This window comes from Symbiopectobacterium sp. Eva_TO, from assembly GCF_053848865.1.
Map to the genome: position 1 here is coordinate 707,829 of NZ_JBSPEY010000004.1, position 16,979 is coordinate 724,807.

Genomic DNA, 16,979 nt, shown 5'->3' on the forward strand with positions numbered 1-16,979 from the left:
ACGCGTAAATGACGAGATTGGACCTGTCTTACTGTGCTTTGACAACTGTCGATGATACGGCAGCCGTCGGTGATATGACGACAATGACAGAGTACAGCAAGACAGGCTCCAGAAAATTAACTGATTAGAAACAGATAAGGAATACACCATGTCAGAACGTTTTAATAATGACGTGGATCCGATCGAAACTCGCGACTGGCTACAGGCGATCGAATCGGTTATCCGTGAAGAGGGTGTTGAACGTGCGCAGTACCTGATCGATCAGGTATTGTCAGAAGCGCGCAAGGGTGGCGTAAACGTAGGGGCAGGCAGTGCCGTTAGCAACTACGTAAACACCATTGCTGTGGAAGACGAACCCGCCTATCCGGGTAACCTGGACCTTGAGCGCCGCATTCGTTCCGCTATTTGTTGGAACGCCATCATGACCGTGCTGCGCGCATCCAAGAAAGATCTGGAACTGGGTGGCCATATGGCGTCCTTCCAGTCTTCCGCGACCTTCTACGAAGTGTGTTTTAACCATTTCTTCCGTGCACGCAGTGCACAGGATGGCGGCGATCTGGTGTATTTCCAGGGCCATATCTCTCCGGGCATCTATGCACGTGCCTTCCTGGAAGGGCGTTTGACCGAAGATCAGATGAACAACTTCCGTCAGGAAGTACACGGCCAGGGGCTTTCCTCTTATCCGCACCCGAAATTGATGCCGACTTTCTGGCAGTTCCCGACCGTTTCCATGGGTCTGGGTCCAATTGGTGCTATTTATCAGGCTAAATTCCTGAAATACCTGCAAAACCGTGGTCTGAAAGACACGTCCAAACAAACCATTTACGCCTTCCTGGGCGACGGTGAAATGGATGAGCCGGAATCCAAGGGGGCTATCACCATCGCGACCCGCGATAAACTGGACAACCTGCTCTTCGTTATCAACTGTAACCTGCAACGTCTGGACGGACCGGTTACTGGTAATGGCAAAATTATCAACGAACTGGAAGGCATCTTCGGTGGTGCTGGCTGGCAAGTGATCAAAGTCATGTGGGGCGAGCGTTGGGACGAACTGCTGCGTAAAGACACCAGCGGTAAACTGGTCCAACTGATGAACGAAACCGTTGACGGTGACTATCAGACGTTCAAATCCAAAAACGGTGCCTACGTGCGTGAGCACTTTTTCGGCAAATACCCGGAAACGGCTGCGCTGGTTGCCGACTGGAGCGACGATCAGATTTGGGCTCTCAACCGCGGTGGTCACGATCCGAAGAAAGTCTTTGCTGCACTGAAAAAAGCGCAAGACACCAAAGGCAAACCGACCGTTATTCTGGCGCACACCATCAAAGGTTATGGTATGGGTGATGCGGTAGAAGGCAAAAACATCGCTCACCAGGTCAAGAAAGTTAACATGGACGGCGTGCGTTACTTCCGCGACCGCTTCAATGTGCCGGTGGCCGATGCTGACATCGAAAAGCTGCCGTTCATCACTTTCGACAAAGATTCTGATGAATACAAATACCTGCATGAGCGCCGTCAGGCTCTGGGTGGTTACCTGCCGTCTCGTCAGCCGAACTTCGACGAGAAACTGGAACTGCCGACGCTGGAAGACTTCAGCTCTCTGCTGGAAGAGCAAACCAAAGAAATCTCCACCACCATCGCCTTTGTGCGTGCCCTGAACGTGATGCTGAAGAACAAGTCGATCAAAGATCGTCTGGTTCCGATCATCGCTGACGAAGCGCGTACCTTCGGTATGGAAGGTCTGTTCCGCCAGATCGGTATCTACAGCCCGAACGGCCAGCAGTACACCCCGCAGGACCGTGAGCAGGTGGCTTACTACAAAGAAGACCTGAAAGGTCAGATCTTGCAGGAAGGCATCAACGAACTGGGTGCAGGCTCATCCTGGCTGGCGGCGGCAACGTCTTACAGCACCAACAACCTGCCGATGATCCCGTTCTACATCTACTACTCTATGTTCGGGTTCCAACGCATTGGCGACCTGTGCTGGGCAGCGGGTGACCAACAGGCACGCGGCTTCCTGGTCGGCGGTACTTCTGGCCGCACCACGCTGAACGGCGAAGGTTTGCAGCACGAAGATGGTCACAGCCACATTCAGTCGCTGACCATCCCGAACTGTATTTCCTACGATCCGTCCTTCGCTTACGAAGTGGCTGTGATCATGCAGGACGGTCTGGAGCGTATGTACGGTGAAGCGCAGGAAAACGTCTACTATTACATCACCACGCTGAACGAAAACTACCACATGCCATCCATGCCGCAAGGCGCGGAAGAAGGTATCCGTAAGGGTATCTACAAACTGGAAACGGTAGCGGGCGCGAAAGGCAAGGTTCAGTTGCTGGGCTCGGGTTCTATCCTGCGTCACGTTCGTGAAGCGGCACAGATTCTGGCCAACGACTACGGCATCGGTTCCGATGTTTACAGCGTAACTTCCTTCACGGAACTGGCGCGCGATGGTCAAGACTGCGAACGCTGGAACATGCTGCACCCGACCGACGCACCGCGCGTACCGTACATCGCTCAGGTGATGAACGATGCACCGGCTGTTGCGTCCACTGACTACATGAAACTGTTCGCCGAGCAGGTACGTACTTACGTTCCGGCCAGCGATTACCGCGTACTGGGTACTGATGGCTTCGGTCGTTCTGACAGCCGTGAAAACCTTCGTCACCACTTCGAAGTGGACGCTTCCTACGTAGTAGTTGCCGCACTGGGCGAATTGGCTAAACGCGGTGAAGTTGAAGCTTCTGTGGTGGCTGAAGCCATCAAGAAATTCAACATCGATCCTGAAAAAGTTAACCCGCGCTTAGCATAAGAGGGAAAGAGTAATGGCTATCGAAATCAACGTACCGGATATCGGTGCAGATGAAGTTGAAGTCACCGAGGTGATGGTGAAGGTGGGCGACAAAGTAGAAGCTGAACAGTCGCTGATTACCGTGGAAGGCGACAAAGCCTCCATGGAAGTGCCTTCTCCTCAGGCTGGCGTGGTGAAAGAGATCAAAGTGGCTGTCGGCGATAAAGTGGCGACGGGCAAACTGATCATGGTCTTCGACGCTGAGGGTGCGGCAACTGCGGCACCGGCTCCGGCGGAAACCAAAGCCGCTGCCCCTGCCCCCGCGGCAGCCGCCAGCGCGACGAAAGAAGTGGCCGTGCCGGATATCGGCGGTGATGAAGTTGAAGTTACTGAAATCATGGTGAAAGTGGGTGACCGCGTGAGCGCTCAGCAGTCGCTGATCACGGTGGAAGGTGACAAGGCTTCCATGGAAGTGCCAGCACCGTTCGCGGGCGTGGTGAAAGAGATCAAAATCAACACCGGCGACAAAGTGAAAACCGGCTCGCTGATCATGGTGTTTGAAGTGGAAGGCGCTGCGCCTGCTGCTCCGGCCGCCAAACAAGAAGCCGCTCCGGCAGCGCAACCGGCGAAAGCCGCTGCACCTGCACCGGCTGCTGCCAAGGCAGACGCCAAAGGTGAGTTCGCTGAAAACGATGCTTATGTTCACGCAACGCCGGTTATCCGCCGTCTGGCGCGTGAGTTTGGCGTAAACCTGGCGAAAGTGAAGGGCAGTGGCCGTAAATGTCGTATCCTGCGCGAAGACATCCAGGCTTACGTAAAAGACGCGGTTAAACGCGCTGAATCTGCACCTGCTGCGGGCGCTGCGACTGGTGGTTCTCTGCCAGGTCTGCTGCCGTGGCCGAAAGTGGACTTCAGCAAGTTCGGTGAAGTGGAAGAAGTTGAACTGGGTCGCATCCAGAAGATCTCTGGTGCCAACCTGAGCCGTAACTGGGTGGTTATCCCGCACGTTACGCACTTTGACAAAACCGATATCACCGATCTGGAAGCGTTCCGTAAACAGCAGAACGTAGAAGCGGAAAAACGCAAACTTGACGTGAAGATCACCCCAGTGGTGTTCATCATGAAAGCCGTTGCGACTGCGCTTGAGCAGATGCCGCGTTTCAACAGCTCGCTGTCTGAAGATGCTCAACGTCTGACGCTTAAAAAATACATCAACATCGGTGTTGCCGTTGATACGCCGAATGGTTTGGTGGTTCCGGTGTTTAAAGACGTGAACAAGAAAGGCATCATCGAGCTGTCTCGCGAGCTGATGGCTATCTCCAAGAAAGCCCGTGATGGCAAGCTGACTGCGGGCGAAATGCAGGGTGGCTGCTTCACCATCTCCAGTATTGGTGGCCTCGGTACCACGCACTTCGCGCCGATTGTCAACGCGCCGGAAGTGGCTATCCTGGGTGTGTCCAAATCTGCGATGGAACCGGTCTGGAATGGAAAAGAGTTTACGCCGCGTCTGATGATGCCGATCTCTCTGTCCTTCGACCACCGAGTCATTGACGGTGCTGATGGTGCTCGCTTTATCACCATCATCAACAACACCTTGTCTGACATCCGCCGCCTGGTTATGTAATCGAAAAAGCCGGCCTTACGGTTGGCTTTTTTCTGATAAGCTGTTATTTGCTACAGCTGTCAGTGATTAAGGACAAATCGTTAGTCGCTTGTTGTTTCAAAATTGTTAACGATTTTGTAAACTACAGCGGCAAAAGACACGTCCCGGTGGAAGAGGGCGTTAAGACTCAATAATAATGACGTCACAGACCCGCCGGAAATCAATTAAGAGGTCATGATGAGTACAGAAATTAAAGCTCAGGTAGTGGTACTGGGTGCTGGCCCTGCTGGTTACTCTGCGGCGTTCCGCTGCGCGGACCTGGGGCTGGAAACCGTACTGGTAGAGCGCTACTCCACGCTGGGTGGTGTGTGTCTGAACGTGGGCTGTATCCCTTCTAAAGCGTTGCTGCACGTAGCAAAAGTTATCGAAGAAGCGAAAGCGCTGGCGGAGCACGGTATCGTGTTTGGCGAACCGCAAACCGACATCGACAAGATCCGTCTGTGGAAAGAGAAAGTTATCACCCAGTTGACGGGCGGTCTGGCCGGTATGGCGAAAGGCCGTAAAGTGAAAGTGGTCAACGGTCTGGGTAAATTTACCGGTGCGAATACGCTGGAAGTTGACGGTGCCGAAGGCAAAACCGTGATCAACTTTGATAACGCAATCATTGCCGCAGGTTCTCGTCCGATTCAGCTGCCGTTTATTCCTCATGATGACCCGCGCGTCTGGGATTCCACCGATGCGCTGGAACTGAAAAACGTTCCAGGACGTCTGTTGGTCATGGGCGGCGGTATTATCGGTCTGGAAATGGGCACCGTGTACCATGCGCTGGGCTCTCAGATCGATGTGGTTGAAATGTTCGATCAGGTGATCCCGGCTGCGGATAAAGACATTGTTAAAGTCTTCACCAAGCGCATCAGCAAGAAATTCAACCTGATGCTGGAAACCAAAGTCACGGCGGTAGGAGCCAAAGAAGACGGTATCTACGTCTCGATGGAAGGCAAGAAAGCCCCTGCTGAACCGCAGCGTTATGACGCGGTGCTGGTGGCTATCGGCCGTGTGCCGAACGGTAAAAACCTCGATGCCGGTAAAGCGGGCGTTGAAGTTGATGAGCGTGGCTTTATCCACGTTGACAAACAATTGCGTACCAACGTGCCGCACATTTACGCTATCGGCGATATCGTCGGTCAGCCGATGCTCGCGCACAAAGGCGTGCATGAAGGTCACTTGGCCGCTGAAGTTATCGCGGGCAAAAAACATTACTTCGATCCGAAAGTGATCCCGTCCATTGCCTACACCGAACCGGAAGTTGCATGGGTTGGTCTGACAGAGAAAGAAGCGAAAGAGAAAGGTATCAGCTTCGAAACGGCTACCTTCCCGTGGGCGGCGTCTGGCCGTGCCATCGCTTCTGACTGCGCGGACGGCATGACCAAACTGATTTTCGACAAAGAAACGCACCGTGTTATTGGTGGCGCGATTGTCGGTACCAACGGCGGCGAACTGCTGGGTGAAATCGGTCTGGCGATCGAAATGGGCTGTGATGCGGAAGACATCGCGCTGACCATTCACGCCCACCCGACGCTGCACGAATCTGTTGGCCTGGCGGCTGAAGTGTTCGAAGGCAGCATCACCGATCTGCCGAACCCGAAAGCGAAGAAAAAATAAGTTTTCAGGTTTGCAGGCATGAAAATCCGGCGCTCAGACGCCGGATTTTTTTTATCGATCTTTATCATCTCGCCCCTAACCACGTAATCGATTGTTATAAAAGCTCCTATTCTCTCCAGACATCTATTTTTAGCAAAATGCTTGCTAATTTTTTCTCTAAAACTATACATAAAGCATATCGCTATAGTTTCGGTGGTCGTTTTCTTTAATAACTCAGCCTCCTTTGTATTCACTGTCTTATTAGCGCGATGCTAAAGCGGCGGTGATGGAGATAATTGACTGATAAGTATGAAGGAAGTTTTTCAATGAAAAATAAAAATAGAATAATGCCACACGCTGATTTACCGCCAGCAGCACAACATTTCGATGTGACAACGTTTGATGACTACGCAGAGCTTTATGAGAATTTGTTCTTATTGCCTTATCGCCATCAGCTTGAACTTCCTACATTGGAGAAATTACTGGGCAATCTCACCGGATTAACCGTTCTGGATTTTGGTTGTGGGCCCGGTATTATTACTCGCTGGCTTCATGAAAAAGGTGCCGCAAAGGTTTTTGGTTATGATATATCAGAGGGGATGTTACGTTTTGCAAAAAAGAAAGAAGAGGAAACCGGTAAAGGAATAACGTATCTTTCAGCAATAGATGAAAGCCACTATGAGAAATTTGGTAATGCCTTCAAATAGTTGGCTTTTGTGATATTCTGCCGCTATTTGAGGTTTCCACGTGGTTACTGTTTTTGTTCATTGCCCTCGCTGCCATTCAGATAAAGTTTATCGACATGGCCTTAGTCCAACTAAGCGCGAATGTAGTGGCACACTGATACTGGCCACCTGATCGGAGGTGATATGCTCACCTCATCAACACGACAGGTGACCTCATGGGTAAACATTTTACGGCGGAATTTAAGCTCGAAGCCGCAAAGCTGGTTGTCGACCACGGCTACACATACGTTAAGGCCGCAGAGGCGGTTAATGTCAGCCATTCTGCCATTAGTCGCTGGGTCAATAAGCTTCGCCTTGAACGACAGGGAAAAACGCCAACGGGACTTCCTCTTACCCCTGAACAGCTCGAGCTGCGTGAGATGAAGAAAAAAGTCCAATGCCTTGAAATGGAGAACGAAATCCTAAAAAAGGCTACGGCGCTCTTAATGTCGGACTCACTCAACGGTTCACGGTAGTCGACAGGCTGAGGGCGCGATACCCGGTCACGGCGTTGTGCCAAACTTTTGAGGTACATCGCAGCAGCTACAGGCACTGGCAGGCTTCCGCTAATGAACCCGACGGTGAGCGCGTGGTTAAGTGTAGCCGCGTCATGGAAGCCTGGAACGCCAGCGGCGGCTCTGCCGGCGCTCGAAGTATCGCGACCATCGTCACCGGCAGCTCCGGTGTCAAAATGGGGCGCTGGCTGGCTGGCAAGCTGATGAAGGAGCTGGGTATCGCCAGCTGCCAGCGACCGGCTCACAAATACAAACGCGGCGGCAATGAACACGTTGAAATACCGAACTATCTCAACCGCCAGTTCGCGGTTACCGCGCCGGATCAGGTCTGGTGCGGCGATGTGACCTACATCTGGACGGGCAAATGCTGGGCTTACCTTGCGGTGGTGCTAGATCTGTTCGCCCGCAAACCGGTGGGCTGGGCCATGTCGACGTCGCCGGACTCGGCGCTGACAGTTAAAGCGTTGCAGATGGCCTGGGAACTCCGGGGACAACCAACAGGAGTCATGTTCCACAGCGACCAGGGCAGCCACTATACCAGCCGTCAATACCGGCAAGCCCTGTGGCGCTGCCGGATAAAGCAGAGTATGAGTCGGCGGGGTAACTGCTGGGATAATGCGCCAATGGAGCGGTTCTTCCGCAGCCTGAAGACAGAATGGGTGCCGACAAAGGGTTACAACAGCTTCAGCGAAGCCCAGGACGCGATTATCCGCTACATCACGGGGTATTACAGCGCTATCCGGCCTCACTGGTATAACGGCGGCTTAACTCCAAACGAATCTGAGCGACTGTTCTACATACAGTCTAATGCGGTGGCCAATATTAGTTGACCACTACAATTTACTTCCTCATCTAACTTTGAAAACATACTTGAAAATACTGAGGCATGGAGATAATTGAATGGTTCATCAATACGTTTATCCCACGGAAGAAGAGCGCCGCAAGTTGCTTAATTCCGTCAACGAACCCTACGAACGTTTTATTCGTGAAGATTAAAGGCATAAGCTTACCGCAATAGGAAAAATCAGTGCGTGGAAATGGGAACAGGAAGGACGTTTTCCCAAACGAATTAAACTCGGAGCAACCTCGAATGCGTGGCGCTTGAGCGAAGTATTGCATTGGATGCAAGATCCGCCTGTCAGGGATTTAAGCAAAAACAAGCAACCTACCGCCAATTAAAAATAAGGTTTAGCCATGTTAACGGTAATTTCCGGTAATAACCGGGACGGGTATCCCTACGCCTTAAATAAAGTGAGCGATATATTCCAGTGCAGCATTCCTACGATTGAAACGGAGGGATTAGCACACCTCGTTATACACAAGTCCGCAACGCCTTATATGCCAAGGGTTAGCGGGCTGAAATCATATCGTTATACACATCTTTTGGCCATTTTTTGAACAGGATGCTCAGAACCCCGTGAATTAAGGCATTCAAGCCATCCCATTGGCTTTTTGAGGTTCAAAATGCCACTCTGAGATAAACCCGTAACTCATTGATTAAACAGTGCGTTAGAAAGATGTGTATAACGATATGGGCTGAAATAGGCAGCCGGTGGGGTTGTAAATGAAGTGAAACCGACGTGTACTATCGCCATTTACGGCGCTGAAAAATGACACGGGATTCAGATGGCTGGGCACACCAAGAACTGGAAGGGGTAAATCTTGGTGACACGAGGCTCAATAAGCGCGCCAAAGGGCTTTTGATACGGCTGGCTGAGAATCCGCAAGCCAGCATTCCGCATGCGTGCCTCGGATGGTCTGAGACCCTGGGTGCTTACCGCTTCATGGAGAACCAAGCATTCGAATGGCGAGACATTCTGCAACCTCACTGGCAGCGTACGCAGGAAAGGATCCGAGAACACGAGGTTGTGCTGTGTATCCAAGACACTACCGAGCTTGACTTCAACGGGCAGCAAATCCAAGGCTTGGGTCCCTTGAACTACGAAGCCAGGCGTGGTCTGTACCTGCATTCGACCTACGCGGTCAGTCCGGATCGCGTGGGGTTGGGCGTACTGGATGCGTGGATGTGGGCAAGAGAGCCGAAGGATGCAGACGGAAAACGCGATGGGCTCAAGGAGAGTACGCGCTGGCTCGAGGGATACGAGCGAGTTGCTGAACTCGCCTCGGAGTTGCCAAACACACGTCTGGTGTACTTAGCCGATCGCGAAGCAGATATCAAGGCGTTGATGCAGCTCGCTGATGACCTTGGCACTCCGGCTGACTGGTTGATCCGCTCGACTCATAATCGCAGTCTGGACTGTAATGAGAAGCTTTGGCAGAAGGTTGGAAAGACCGTGCCGGTGGGAGAAATCCAATTCGTTATGGCGGCTCGCGCGGGGCAGAAGGCGCGTACGGTGAAACAGGCGCTGCGCGTGAAGCGAGTGTCGCTGCGTTGCGGGTTGGCAGTGACTTGTGTGATAGCCAAGGAAATTGAGCCGCCAGCAGGCGTGAAGCCGGTCGAGTGGCGGTTGCTGAGCAATCGCGTACCTGAAGGACGAGAAGATATCGTGGAGCTGATCGACTGGTATCGGGCTAGATGGGAAATCGAGATGTTCTTCAATGTGCTGAAGAACGGCTGCTGTGTCGAAGCGTTACAGTTATCGACCGTGGATCGCATTGAGCGGGCATTGGCGCTGTTCATGATCGTGGCATGGCGCATCGCCTATTTAATGCGTATGGGACGAACCTGTCCAGAGCTGGACGCAATGTTGTTCTTTGATTCCGACGAGACTCATGGCGCTTACCTACTGATGTATTAGCTCAGACCTGATCTGACAGTTACCGGTTATTTATACAGGTGTCTGTCAGATTAAATCTGGTTCAGATTTTTTTCTGCCCAGACTCGTTTACCATCAAGTAACGTGGCCATTGGCGTACGCCCGCAGCACATTTTACCCTGATGAGTTCGCTCATTATTGTAATGCCACAACCAGTTGTCCAGATCCTTTTGTAGACTTTCTAGGTCCTCGTATAACGTCTTACGGAACGCAACCTGATAAAAATCCTGCAAAATAGTTTTATGGAAGCGCTCGCAGATACCGTTTGTCTGCGGAGACATCGCTTTCGTTTTCGTATGGTCTATATCGTTGATAGCCAAGTACAGCTGATAGTCATGTTGTTCCACTTTACCGCAGTACTCCGTCCCCCTGTCCGTCAGTATTCTTAGCATTGGCAGCCCCTGAGCTTCGTAGAACGGCAGCACGCGATCATTGAGCAGGTCGGCGGCAGAGATCGGTGCTTTACTCGTGTAAAGCTTGCAGTGCGCCACTTTCGAGTACGTATCCACGAACGTCTGCTGGTAGATACGGCCAACACCTTTCAGATTACCCACGTAGAAGGTGTCCTGCGACCCCAGATAACCCGGGTGAGCAGTCTCTATTTCACCACAGGATTCGTCGTCGTGCGCCTTCTTCTCCAGTGCATCGATTTGAGCATCAGTAAGTACGATGCCTTCTCTGGCAACTTTTTCCTCAAGTGCCTTCAGGCGCTTACGAAAGTTTTCCAGATCGTGTCGTTGCCAGATGGAGCGCACACCGCTGCCAGAAATGAAGACGCCTTTTTTACGCAGCTCATTACTGGTCCGGTGCTGGCCATGAGCCGGGAACTCAATGGCGTAATCAACAACCGCACGTTCAGTGGCTTCATCAGCACGGTTTTTCAGGTTGGGAACCCGGCGGTTTTGGTTAACCAGAGCGTCAATGCCGCCTTCTGCCGCCAGTTCCTGATAGCGATAAAACGTGTCGCGTGACACCCCCATGATTTTACAGGCTTTTGATACGTTACCGAGTTCTTCGGCGAGATTGAGCAGGCCGACTTTGTGTTTGATGATGGGATTGTTAGTATGAAGCATGAGAGTTACCTCGTGTTTTGTATAAGGATTCGACACCCATATCAAAACCGGTAACTCTCAACCTTTCAAGGTCCAGTGTCAGATCAAGTCGCGACTAATACAGATTAGCAGACTTGGGATATGCCAGCCAGAAAGAAGCCTTCTCCTTGGCTGGCCTACTAAGCTTAATATTTAGCTCAGTCAAAGTGGCGAGCTCGGATAGTGCCGAGGTCACTGTATCGATGACCTCTGAGAAATCAAAGACTTCCGGTAAATGTGATTCTGGCACCCATTTGAGTTCCCCAGAATCGGGGAGCGCAAAATATCGCCAGCACCGTAGCTCCATGTGGGGGGGGCACTGTGACCTCTCGCAATGCAATCAATGGGTTAGCTTCCGCTCATATGGTGGGGGGGGTGTGCAGACAACCTATTGAATATCAAGCCTGAATCGGCATTTGTGCAGTCACCAGATACTGCTCAAACTTTGTGCGTTACCATAGGTAACTCGCAAAATCAGCAGGGGTTGGGGTCTTTAAGACCCCGACATGTTCAAAAGAACGATTTTCGTACTTTAGAAGATGTGCTGGCAACGGTAGAGAAGAAGGGCAGCATTCGCAGTGCCACCCTTTGGTATGGCGAGGCGCTGGGTCAGGTCTTCGGCAACTTCTTTTTCTCTGATTTGAGTTTGCGTCCACAAGCATCAATCACCCATGACGAAAAATTAGCGCTGGGATTCTCTATTTTTTCCCGCTCCACACTGGCATCAATTTCATCGATCAGTTCATGGGGAAAACGGATGTTCTTCTTTGCTGATTTGTTATTGGTATTGCCACTGGACACACTTTTACCTCAATGCAGCGAGTTTTATGTGCACCCACAATACAGCAAAAAATGTGGCAATGTAAGTATTGACATATGCGCACAGAAAGATCTAATCTGTGCGCACAGTATCAAGTCAGGATACTATAATGTGCAACGCCTCAGAGTGCTTGGAACCACTACTGAGGCGTCTAACCAAACCGTTAATAGGAGTAACAGTTACGGCTGAGCATCAGCATACCCAAACTCGCCCTAAATTTCTAGAAACATATTGGATCGTCCCGTGCTATTCGACCACGCCTTATGGCAAAGTGTCGTTCACACGCCAAGACCGCCGCACCTTCATCGCCTTGTTCAAAGACAGCCGCCTGATATGGGCTGGTCGTCAACCCGTGCAAGGTATGGTCAAAATCACCCCACTTTCAGCCATAACGAACATCGTTACCGTTCAGGGGGGGGCTCATGTCTAACTTCGTTGCCATTCAGAACACCGCCATGCCTGTCGTCGAGTACCAAGGTAAACGCGTCGTCACCTTTGCCATGATTATTGACAAAGTGCATGGTCGCCCTAAAAGGACGGCAAAGCGGGCATTCAATGTTCATCGGTCACATTTTGTTTGTGATGAAGATTACGTGCTCATTCCTGCATCCCTAAAAAACGTTTTACGTTCTTTTGGGATTTCGGTGCCTAACCGTGGGCTGACTACACTCACCGAGTCCGGGTATTTGATGCTAGTGAAATCATTTCGCGATGATCTTTCATGGGACGTACAGAAGCAACTGGTCAATATCTACTTCCGCCGCAACACCTTAGGCGAACTCCGCCACGTCGAGATACCCAGCCTTGAAGAGTTACGCGAGATGCCAGCGGAGAAAGCACAGCACATCGTTGCCAAGGCCGAGAAAGAATCTTCCTTCGGTCACGGTAAGCCCGGTAGTGCCGCCATGACATTACGCCGCAAGGAATTAAAGCAGATACGCCCGGCAATCAGGACATTAATTGACCTGCATCAGATTTCTATCTGTGATTTGGGCGACTTTGCGAAGGGGGTGGCCTATGCGTAACACACCTATTCCTCTCGATACCGCAGCATTCCGTGCAAGTGCAGCCTGTTCACTGTATGAAGTCATTATTGACAAGGCTAATGATGAGAAAGTATCTCCGGTTCTCCTTGACTTACTCATTATAGCGTGTGACCTCAACTGTGAAGTTAGCCGCACGTTGGCTGCCGTGATGGAGGACGCCGCATGAGCCGCTATCACGTCGAGAATACCCCGGACGGCATCAACATCTCGCAACACACCGCTGAGCGCCTGTACGAGCATGTAGACCTCATACCCTACGCCGATGCCATGACGCGCCTTGATGCAGGGGAGTGGGATGACGACCTCGATTTGGCACTCGCCATCATTATCAAATGGTGTAAATCCGACAGCCCCTATAGCCACCATGACGCCCTACTGCTGTGGCGTTGGCTGATTGCTTACGCCTTCGACTATGAGCAACGTGAGGCAAACGGCACCGTTACCGTTGAGTGGAATCCGGGCGAGTACCGGGAATGTGCGGTTTATCAGGGCGAATATGGCGCGATGAACCTTTATCTGTCCACTGAACGCTTCGCGATGGCTAACAACATTGAGGGGGCGCTGATTAAGAAATACGGCCCTGAACAGGGAACCATGAACGCCATCCGGTTCTATGCAGCAATGCGTGATGAAAACGGCGGCCTCTCCGAGATGGGGCGCAAGGTGCTATCCGAGTTGCACGATAGCTTTATCAAAGAACTGAACGAATCCGGGATGCCGGAAGCGCCAACCACACACTGAGGGGGAAATATGGCACTGATAACAAAAAACTTCCGCCTTAATGCGCTGGCTAACCAGTATGCAGCGGCAGTGTATGAAGCGATGAAATTTGAAACGGATGGTGATTACTTCGTTGTCGATGTAGCAGGACAGCGGTTTGTCGTAGAGATTATCGGCGGCGTATCCGGGGTGCGTGACCTGATAGACGCTTACGGGTTGAGCGCCTTGAAACTTAATTATCTGTATTAGTCGCGACTTGATCTGACACTGGACCTTGAAAGGTTGAGAGTTACCGGTTTTGATATGGGTGTCGAATCCTTATACAAAACACGAGGTAACTCTCATGCTTCATACTAACAATCCCATCATCAAACACAAAGCCGGCCTGCTCAATCTCGCCGAAGAACTCGGTAACGTATCAAAAGCCTGTAAAATCATGGGGGTGTCACGCGACACGTTTTATCGCTATCAGGAACTGGCGGCAGAAGGCGGCATTGACGCACTGGTTAACCAAAACCGCCGGGTTCCCAACCTGAAAAACCGTGCTGATGAAGCCACTGAACGTGCGGTTGTTGATTACGCCATTGAGTTCCCGGCTCATGGCCAGCACCGGACCAGTAATGAGCTGCGTAAAAAAGGCGTCTTCATTTCTGGCAGCGGTGTGCGCTCCATCTGGCAACGACACGATCTGGAAAACTTTCGTAAGCGCCTGAAGGCACTTGAGGAAAAAGTTGCCAGAGAAGGCATCGTACTTACTGATGCTCAAATCGCTGCACTGGAGAAGAAGGCGCACGACGACGAAGCCTGTGGTGAAATAGAGACTGTTCACCCGGGTTATCTGGGGTCGCAGGACACCTTCTACGTGGGTAATCTGAAAGGTGTTGGCCGTATCTACCAGCAGACGTTCGTGGATACGTACTCGAAAGTGGCGCACTGCAAGCTTTACACGAGTAAAGCACCGATCTCTGCCGCCGACCTGCTCAATGATCGCGTGCTGCCGTTCTACGAAGCTCAGGGGCTGCCAATGCTAAGAATACTGACGGACAGGGGGACGGAGTACTGCGGTAAAGTGGAACAATATGACTATCAGCTGTACTTGTAGTGGTCAACTAATATTGGCCACCGCATTAGACTGTATGTAGAACAGTCGCTCAGATTCGTTTGGAGTTAAGCCGCCGTTATACCAGTGAGGCCGGATAGCGCTGTAATACCCCGTGATGTAGCGGATAATCGCGTCCTGGGCTTCGCTGAAGCTGTTGTAACCCTTTGTCGGCACCCATTCTGTCTTCAGGCTGCGGAAGAACCGCTCCATTGGCGCATTATCCCAGCAGTTACCCCGCCGACTCATACTCTGCTTTATCCGGCAGCGCCACAGGGCTTGCCGGTATTGACGGCTGGTATAGTGGCTGCCCTGGTCGCTGTGGAACATGACTCCTGTTGGTTGTCCCCGGAGTTCCCAGGCCATCTGCAACGCTTTAACTGTCAGCGCCGAGTCCGGCGACGTCGACATGGCCCAGCCCACCGGTTTGCGGGCGAACAGGTCTAGCACCACCGCAAGGTAAGCCCAGAATTTGCCCGTCCAGATGTAGGTCACATCGCCGCACCAGACCTGATCCGGCGCGGTAACCGCGAACTGGCGGTTGAGATAGTTCGGTATTTCAACGTGTTCATTGCCGCCGCGTTTGTATTTGTGAGCCGGTCGCTGGCAGCTGGCGATACCCAGCTCCTTCATCAGCTTGCCAGCCAGCCAGCGCCCCATTTTGACACCAGAGCTGCCGGTGACGATGGTCGCGATACTTCGAGCGCCGGCAGAGCCGCCGCTGGCGTTCCAGGCTTCCATGACGCGACTACACTTAACCACGCGCTCACCGTCGGGTTCATTAGCGGAAGCCTGCCAGTGCCTGTAGCTGCTGCGATGTACCTCAAAAGTTTGGCACAACGCCGTGACCGGGTATCGCGCCCTCAGCCTGTCGACTACCGTGAACCGTTGAGTGAGTCCGACATTAAGAGCGCCGTAGCCTTTTTTAGGATTTCGTTCTCCATTTCAAGGCATTGGACTTTTTTCTTCATCTCACGCAGCTCGAGCTGTTCAGGGGTAAGAGGAAGTCCCGTTGGCGTTTTTCCCTGTCGTTCAAGGCGAAGCTTATTGACCCAGCGACTAATGGCAGAATGGCTGACATTAACCGCCTCTGCGGCCTTAACGTATGTGTAGCCGTGGTCGACAACCAGCTTTGCGGCTTCGAGCTTAAATTCCGCCGTAAAATGTTTACCCATGAGGTCACCTGTCGTGTTGATGAGGTGAGCATATCACCTCCGATCAGGTGGCCAGTATCAGTGTGCCACTACAATGTGCTGCGGGCGTACGCCAATGGCCACGTTACTTGATGGTAAACGAGTCTGGGCAGAAAAAAAATCTGAACCAGATTTAATCTGACAGACACCTGTATAAATAACCGGTAACTGTCAGATCAGGTCTGAGCTAATACATATAAAGATAGATGCGGCTATCCGGCGTTTAAAAAATTACAACCGTTATTACCATCAACTTATCCATCTGTATTACTTAAAACGCTATTCAGTAAGCACCATTGCTAACTGTCTCGGTATCTCACGGACAACGCTCATCAAGCGGCTACAGGCTGCTGAGGGCTTTGTCGAGGGTTGCCTTGCGATGGCTGATATCACCCTTGAGATGGATAAACTCACCTCGTTATACACATCTCTGTTCGTGCCTGAGCGCGCGTAGCGTTTCGGCGGCCGTCATGACTTTCTGCAAGCCTTTCCAGATAGTTTTTGCGCCTGGTTCACCGTCGCCTTTTCGAGCAAGAAAGCCTCCGAGTTGCGCAACTAAGCGCAATACTTCGTTTAGCTTAGGGCGGCCCTTGGGCATACGCTTGTTCATCAGTAGGTAAGCTCCATGAGTCTCGTCGGAATCAAAGAACAACATTGCGTCCAGCTCTGGACAGGTTCGTCCCATACGCATTAAATAGGCGATGCGCCATGCCACGATCATGAACAGCGCCAATGCCCGCTCAATGCGATCCACGGTCGATAACTGTAACGCTTCGACACAGCAGCCGTTCTTCAGCACATTGAAGAACATCTCGATTTCCCATCTAGCCCGATACCAGTCGATCAGCTCCACGATATCTTCTCGTCCTTAAGGTACGCGATTGCTCAGCAACCGCCACTCGACCGGCTTCACGCCATATCGTTATACACATCTTTCTAACGCACTGTTTAATCAATG

14 protein-coding genes and 3 pseudogenes are annotated in these 16,979 nt (G+C 51.8%); 14 read left to right on the plus strand and 3 right to left on the minus strand.

Features of this window, described 5'->3' with window-relative positions:
* Window positions 1-148: 148 nt before the first annotated feature.
* From aceE to ACWWJF_RS05690, 8 genes and pseudogenes are all read left to right on the plus strand, one after another.
* Complete coding sequence (aceE, locus tag ACWWJF_RS05655) at window positions 149-2,812, plus strand: pyruvate dehydrogenase (acetyl-transferring), homodimeric type (protein WP_455868903.1); 2,664 nt, start codon at window positions 149-151, stop codon at window positions 2,810-2,812.
* Between the two features lie 13 nt (window positions 2,813-2,825).
* Window positions 2,826-4,415 (plus strand): pyruvate dehydrogenase complex dihydrolipoyllysine-residue acetyltransferase, encoded by a 1,590-nt coding sequence (gene aceF / locus ACWWJF_RS05660; protein WP_455868904.1) that lies wholly within the window; start codon window positions 2,826-2,828, stop codon window positions 4,413-4,415.
* Between the two features lie 216 nt (window positions 4,416-4,631).
* Window positions 4,632-6,056: a dihydrolipoyl dehydrogenase gene (gene lpdA / locus ACWWJF_RS05665; protein ID WP_455868905.1), complete on the plus strand. Its 1,425-nt coding sequence runs from the start codon at window positions 4,632-4,634 to the stop codon at window positions 6,054-6,056.
* A gap of 275 nt (window positions 6,057-6,331) precedes the next feature.
* Window positions 6,332-6,742 carry a class I SAM-dependent methyltransferase gene (locus ACWWJF_RS05670; RefSeq protein ID WP_455868906.1) on the plus strand — a complete coding sequence of 137 codons (411 nt, stop codon included), beginning with the start codon at window positions 6,332-6,334 and terminating at the stop codon, window positions 6,740-6,742.
* 40 nt (window positions 6,743-6,782) lie between these two features.
* Entirely contained in the window at window positions 6,783-6,893 is a 111-nt protein-coding gene (locus tag ACWWJF_RS05675) for an IS1 family transposase (protein ID WP_455868907.1), read from the plus strand.
* A 43-nt stretch (window positions 6,894-6,936) separates the two neighbouring features.
* A protein-coding gene (locus tag ACWWJF_RS05680) for an IS3 family transposase (RefSeq protein WP_455868400.1) occupies window positions 6,937-8,105 on the plus strand; the annotation gives its coding sequence in 2 pieces (ribosomal slippage) (window positions 6,937-7,192 and window positions 7,192-8,105; 1,170 coding nt in all).
* A gap of 184 nt (window positions 8,106-8,289) precedes the next feature.
* Window positions 8,290-8,454 carry a helix-turn-helix transcriptional regulator gene (locus ACWWJF_RS05685; protein ID WP_455870949.1) on the plus strand — a complete coding sequence of 55 codons (165 nt, stop codon included), beginning with the start codon at window positions 8,290-8,292 and terminating at the stop codon, window positions 8,452-8,454.
* Window positions 8,455-8,885: 431 nt separating this feature from the next.
* Window positions 8,886-10,025, plus strand: a pseudogene (locus ACWWJF_RS05690) (IS4 family transposase); the annotation flags it as partial.
* Window positions 10,026-10,084: 59 nt separating this feature from the next.
* Here the strand turns inward: ACWWJF_RS05690 and ACWWJF_RS05695 are convergent.
* On the minus strand, window positions 10,085-11,125 hold the full coding sequence (locus ACWWJF_RS05695) for an IS481 family transposase (RefSeq protein WP_455868908.1): 1,041 nt from the start codon (window positions 11,123-11,125) through the stop codon (window positions 10,085-10,087).
* Window positions 11,126-11,534: 409 nt separating this feature from the next.
* Between ACWWJF_RS05695 and ACWWJF_RS05700 the strand changes: the two genes are divergently transcribed.
* From ACWWJF_RS05700 to ACWWJF_RS05720, 5 genes and pseudogenes are all read left to right on the plus strand, one after another.
* Entirely contained in the window at window positions 11,535-12,152 is a 618-nt protein-coding gene (locus ACWWJF_RS05700) for a hypothetical protein (RefSeq protein WP_455868909.1), read from the plus strand.
* Between the two features lie 233 nt (window positions 12,153-12,385).
* A complete protein-coding gene (locus tag ACWWJF_RS05705; RefSeq protein WP_455868910.1) occupies window positions 12,386-12,988 on the plus strand; it encodes an ORF6N domain-containing protein in 603 nt (200 codons plus the stop codon).
* Between the two features lie 183 nt (window positions 12,989-13,171).
* On the plus strand, window positions 13,172-13,750 hold the full coding sequence (locus ACWWJF_RS05710; protein ID WP_455868911.1) for a hypothetical protein: 579 nt from the start codon (window positions 13,172-13,174) through the stop codon (window positions 13,748-13,750).
* 9 nt (window positions 13,751-13,759) lie between these two features.
* Window positions 13,760-13,978 carry a hypothetical protein gene (locus ACWWJF_RS05715; protein WP_455868912.1) on the plus strand — a complete coding sequence of 73 codons (219 nt, stop codon included), beginning with the start codon at window positions 13,760-13,762 and terminating at the stop codon, window positions 13,976-13,978.
* Between the two features lie 94 nt (window positions 13,979-14,072).
* Window positions 14,073-14,828 (plus strand): annotated as a pseudogene (locus ACWWJF_RS05720) (helix-turn-helix domain-containing protein); the annotation flags it as partial.
* Window positions 14,829-14,834: 6 nt separating this feature from the next.
* On the opposite strand, the gene ACWWJF_RS05725 reads toward ACWWJF_RS05720, so the two are convergent.
* Window positions 14,835-16,003, minus strand: a protein-coding gene (locus tag ACWWJF_RS05725; RefSeq protein WP_455868913.1) for an IS3 family transposase whose coding sequence is annotated in 2 segments (ribosomal slippage) — window positions 14,835-15,748 and window positions 15,748-16,003 — 1,170 coding nt in all. Because the reading frame shifts where the segments join, the coding sequence is not laid out codon by codon here.
* 232 nt (window positions 16,004-16,235) lie between these two features.
* On the opposite strand from ACWWJF_RS05725, the gene ACWWJF_RS05730 reads away from it, so the two are divergent.
* Window positions 16,236-16,475, plus strand: coding sequence for an antiterminator Q family protein (locus ACWWJF_RS05730; protein WP_455870950.1), 240 nt, complete (start codon window positions 16,236-16,238; stop codon window positions 16,473-16,475).
* On the opposite strand, the pseudogene ACWWJF_RS05735 reads toward ACWWJF_RS05730, so the two are convergent.
* A pseudogene (locus ACWWJF_RS05735) lies at window positions 16,440-16,937 on the minus strand (IS4 family transposase); the annotation flags it as partial. The gene ACWWJF_RS05730 and the pseudogene ACWWJF_RS05735 sit on opposite strands and share 36 nt — an antisense overlap.
* Window positions 16,938-16,979: the final 42 nt, after the last annotated feature.

Excerpts from the sequence above, each read along its gene's own strand:
- aceE (WP_455868903.1), top strand. The coding sequence starts at position 149 with ATGTCAGAACGTTTTAATAATGACGTGGATCCGATCGAAACTCGCGAC.
- aceF (WP_455868904.1), top strand. The coding sequence starts at position 2,826 with ATGGCTATCGAAATCAACGTACCGGATATCGGTGCAGATGAAGTTGAA.
- ACWWJF_RS05715 (WP_455868912.1), top strand. The coding sequence starts at position 13,760 with ATGGCACTGATAACAAAAAACTTCCGCCTTAATGCGCTGGCTAACCAG.
- ACWWJF_RS05705 (WP_455868910.1), top strand. The coding sequence starts at position 12,386 with ATGTCTAACTTCGTTGCCATTCAGAACACCGCCATGCCTGTCGTCGAG.
- ACWWJF_RS05695 (WP_455868908.1), bottom strand. The coding sequence starts at position 11,125 with ATGCTTCATACTAACAATCCCATCATCAAACACAAAGTCGGCCTGCTC.
- ACWWJF_RS05710 (WP_455868911.1), top strand. The coding sequence starts at position 13,172 with ATGAGCCGCTATCACGTCGAGAATACCCCGGACGGCATCAACATCTCG.
- lpdA (WP_455868905.1), top strand. The coding sequence starts at position 4,632 with ATGAGTACAGAAATTAAAGCTCAGGTAGTGGTACTGGGTGCTGGCCCT.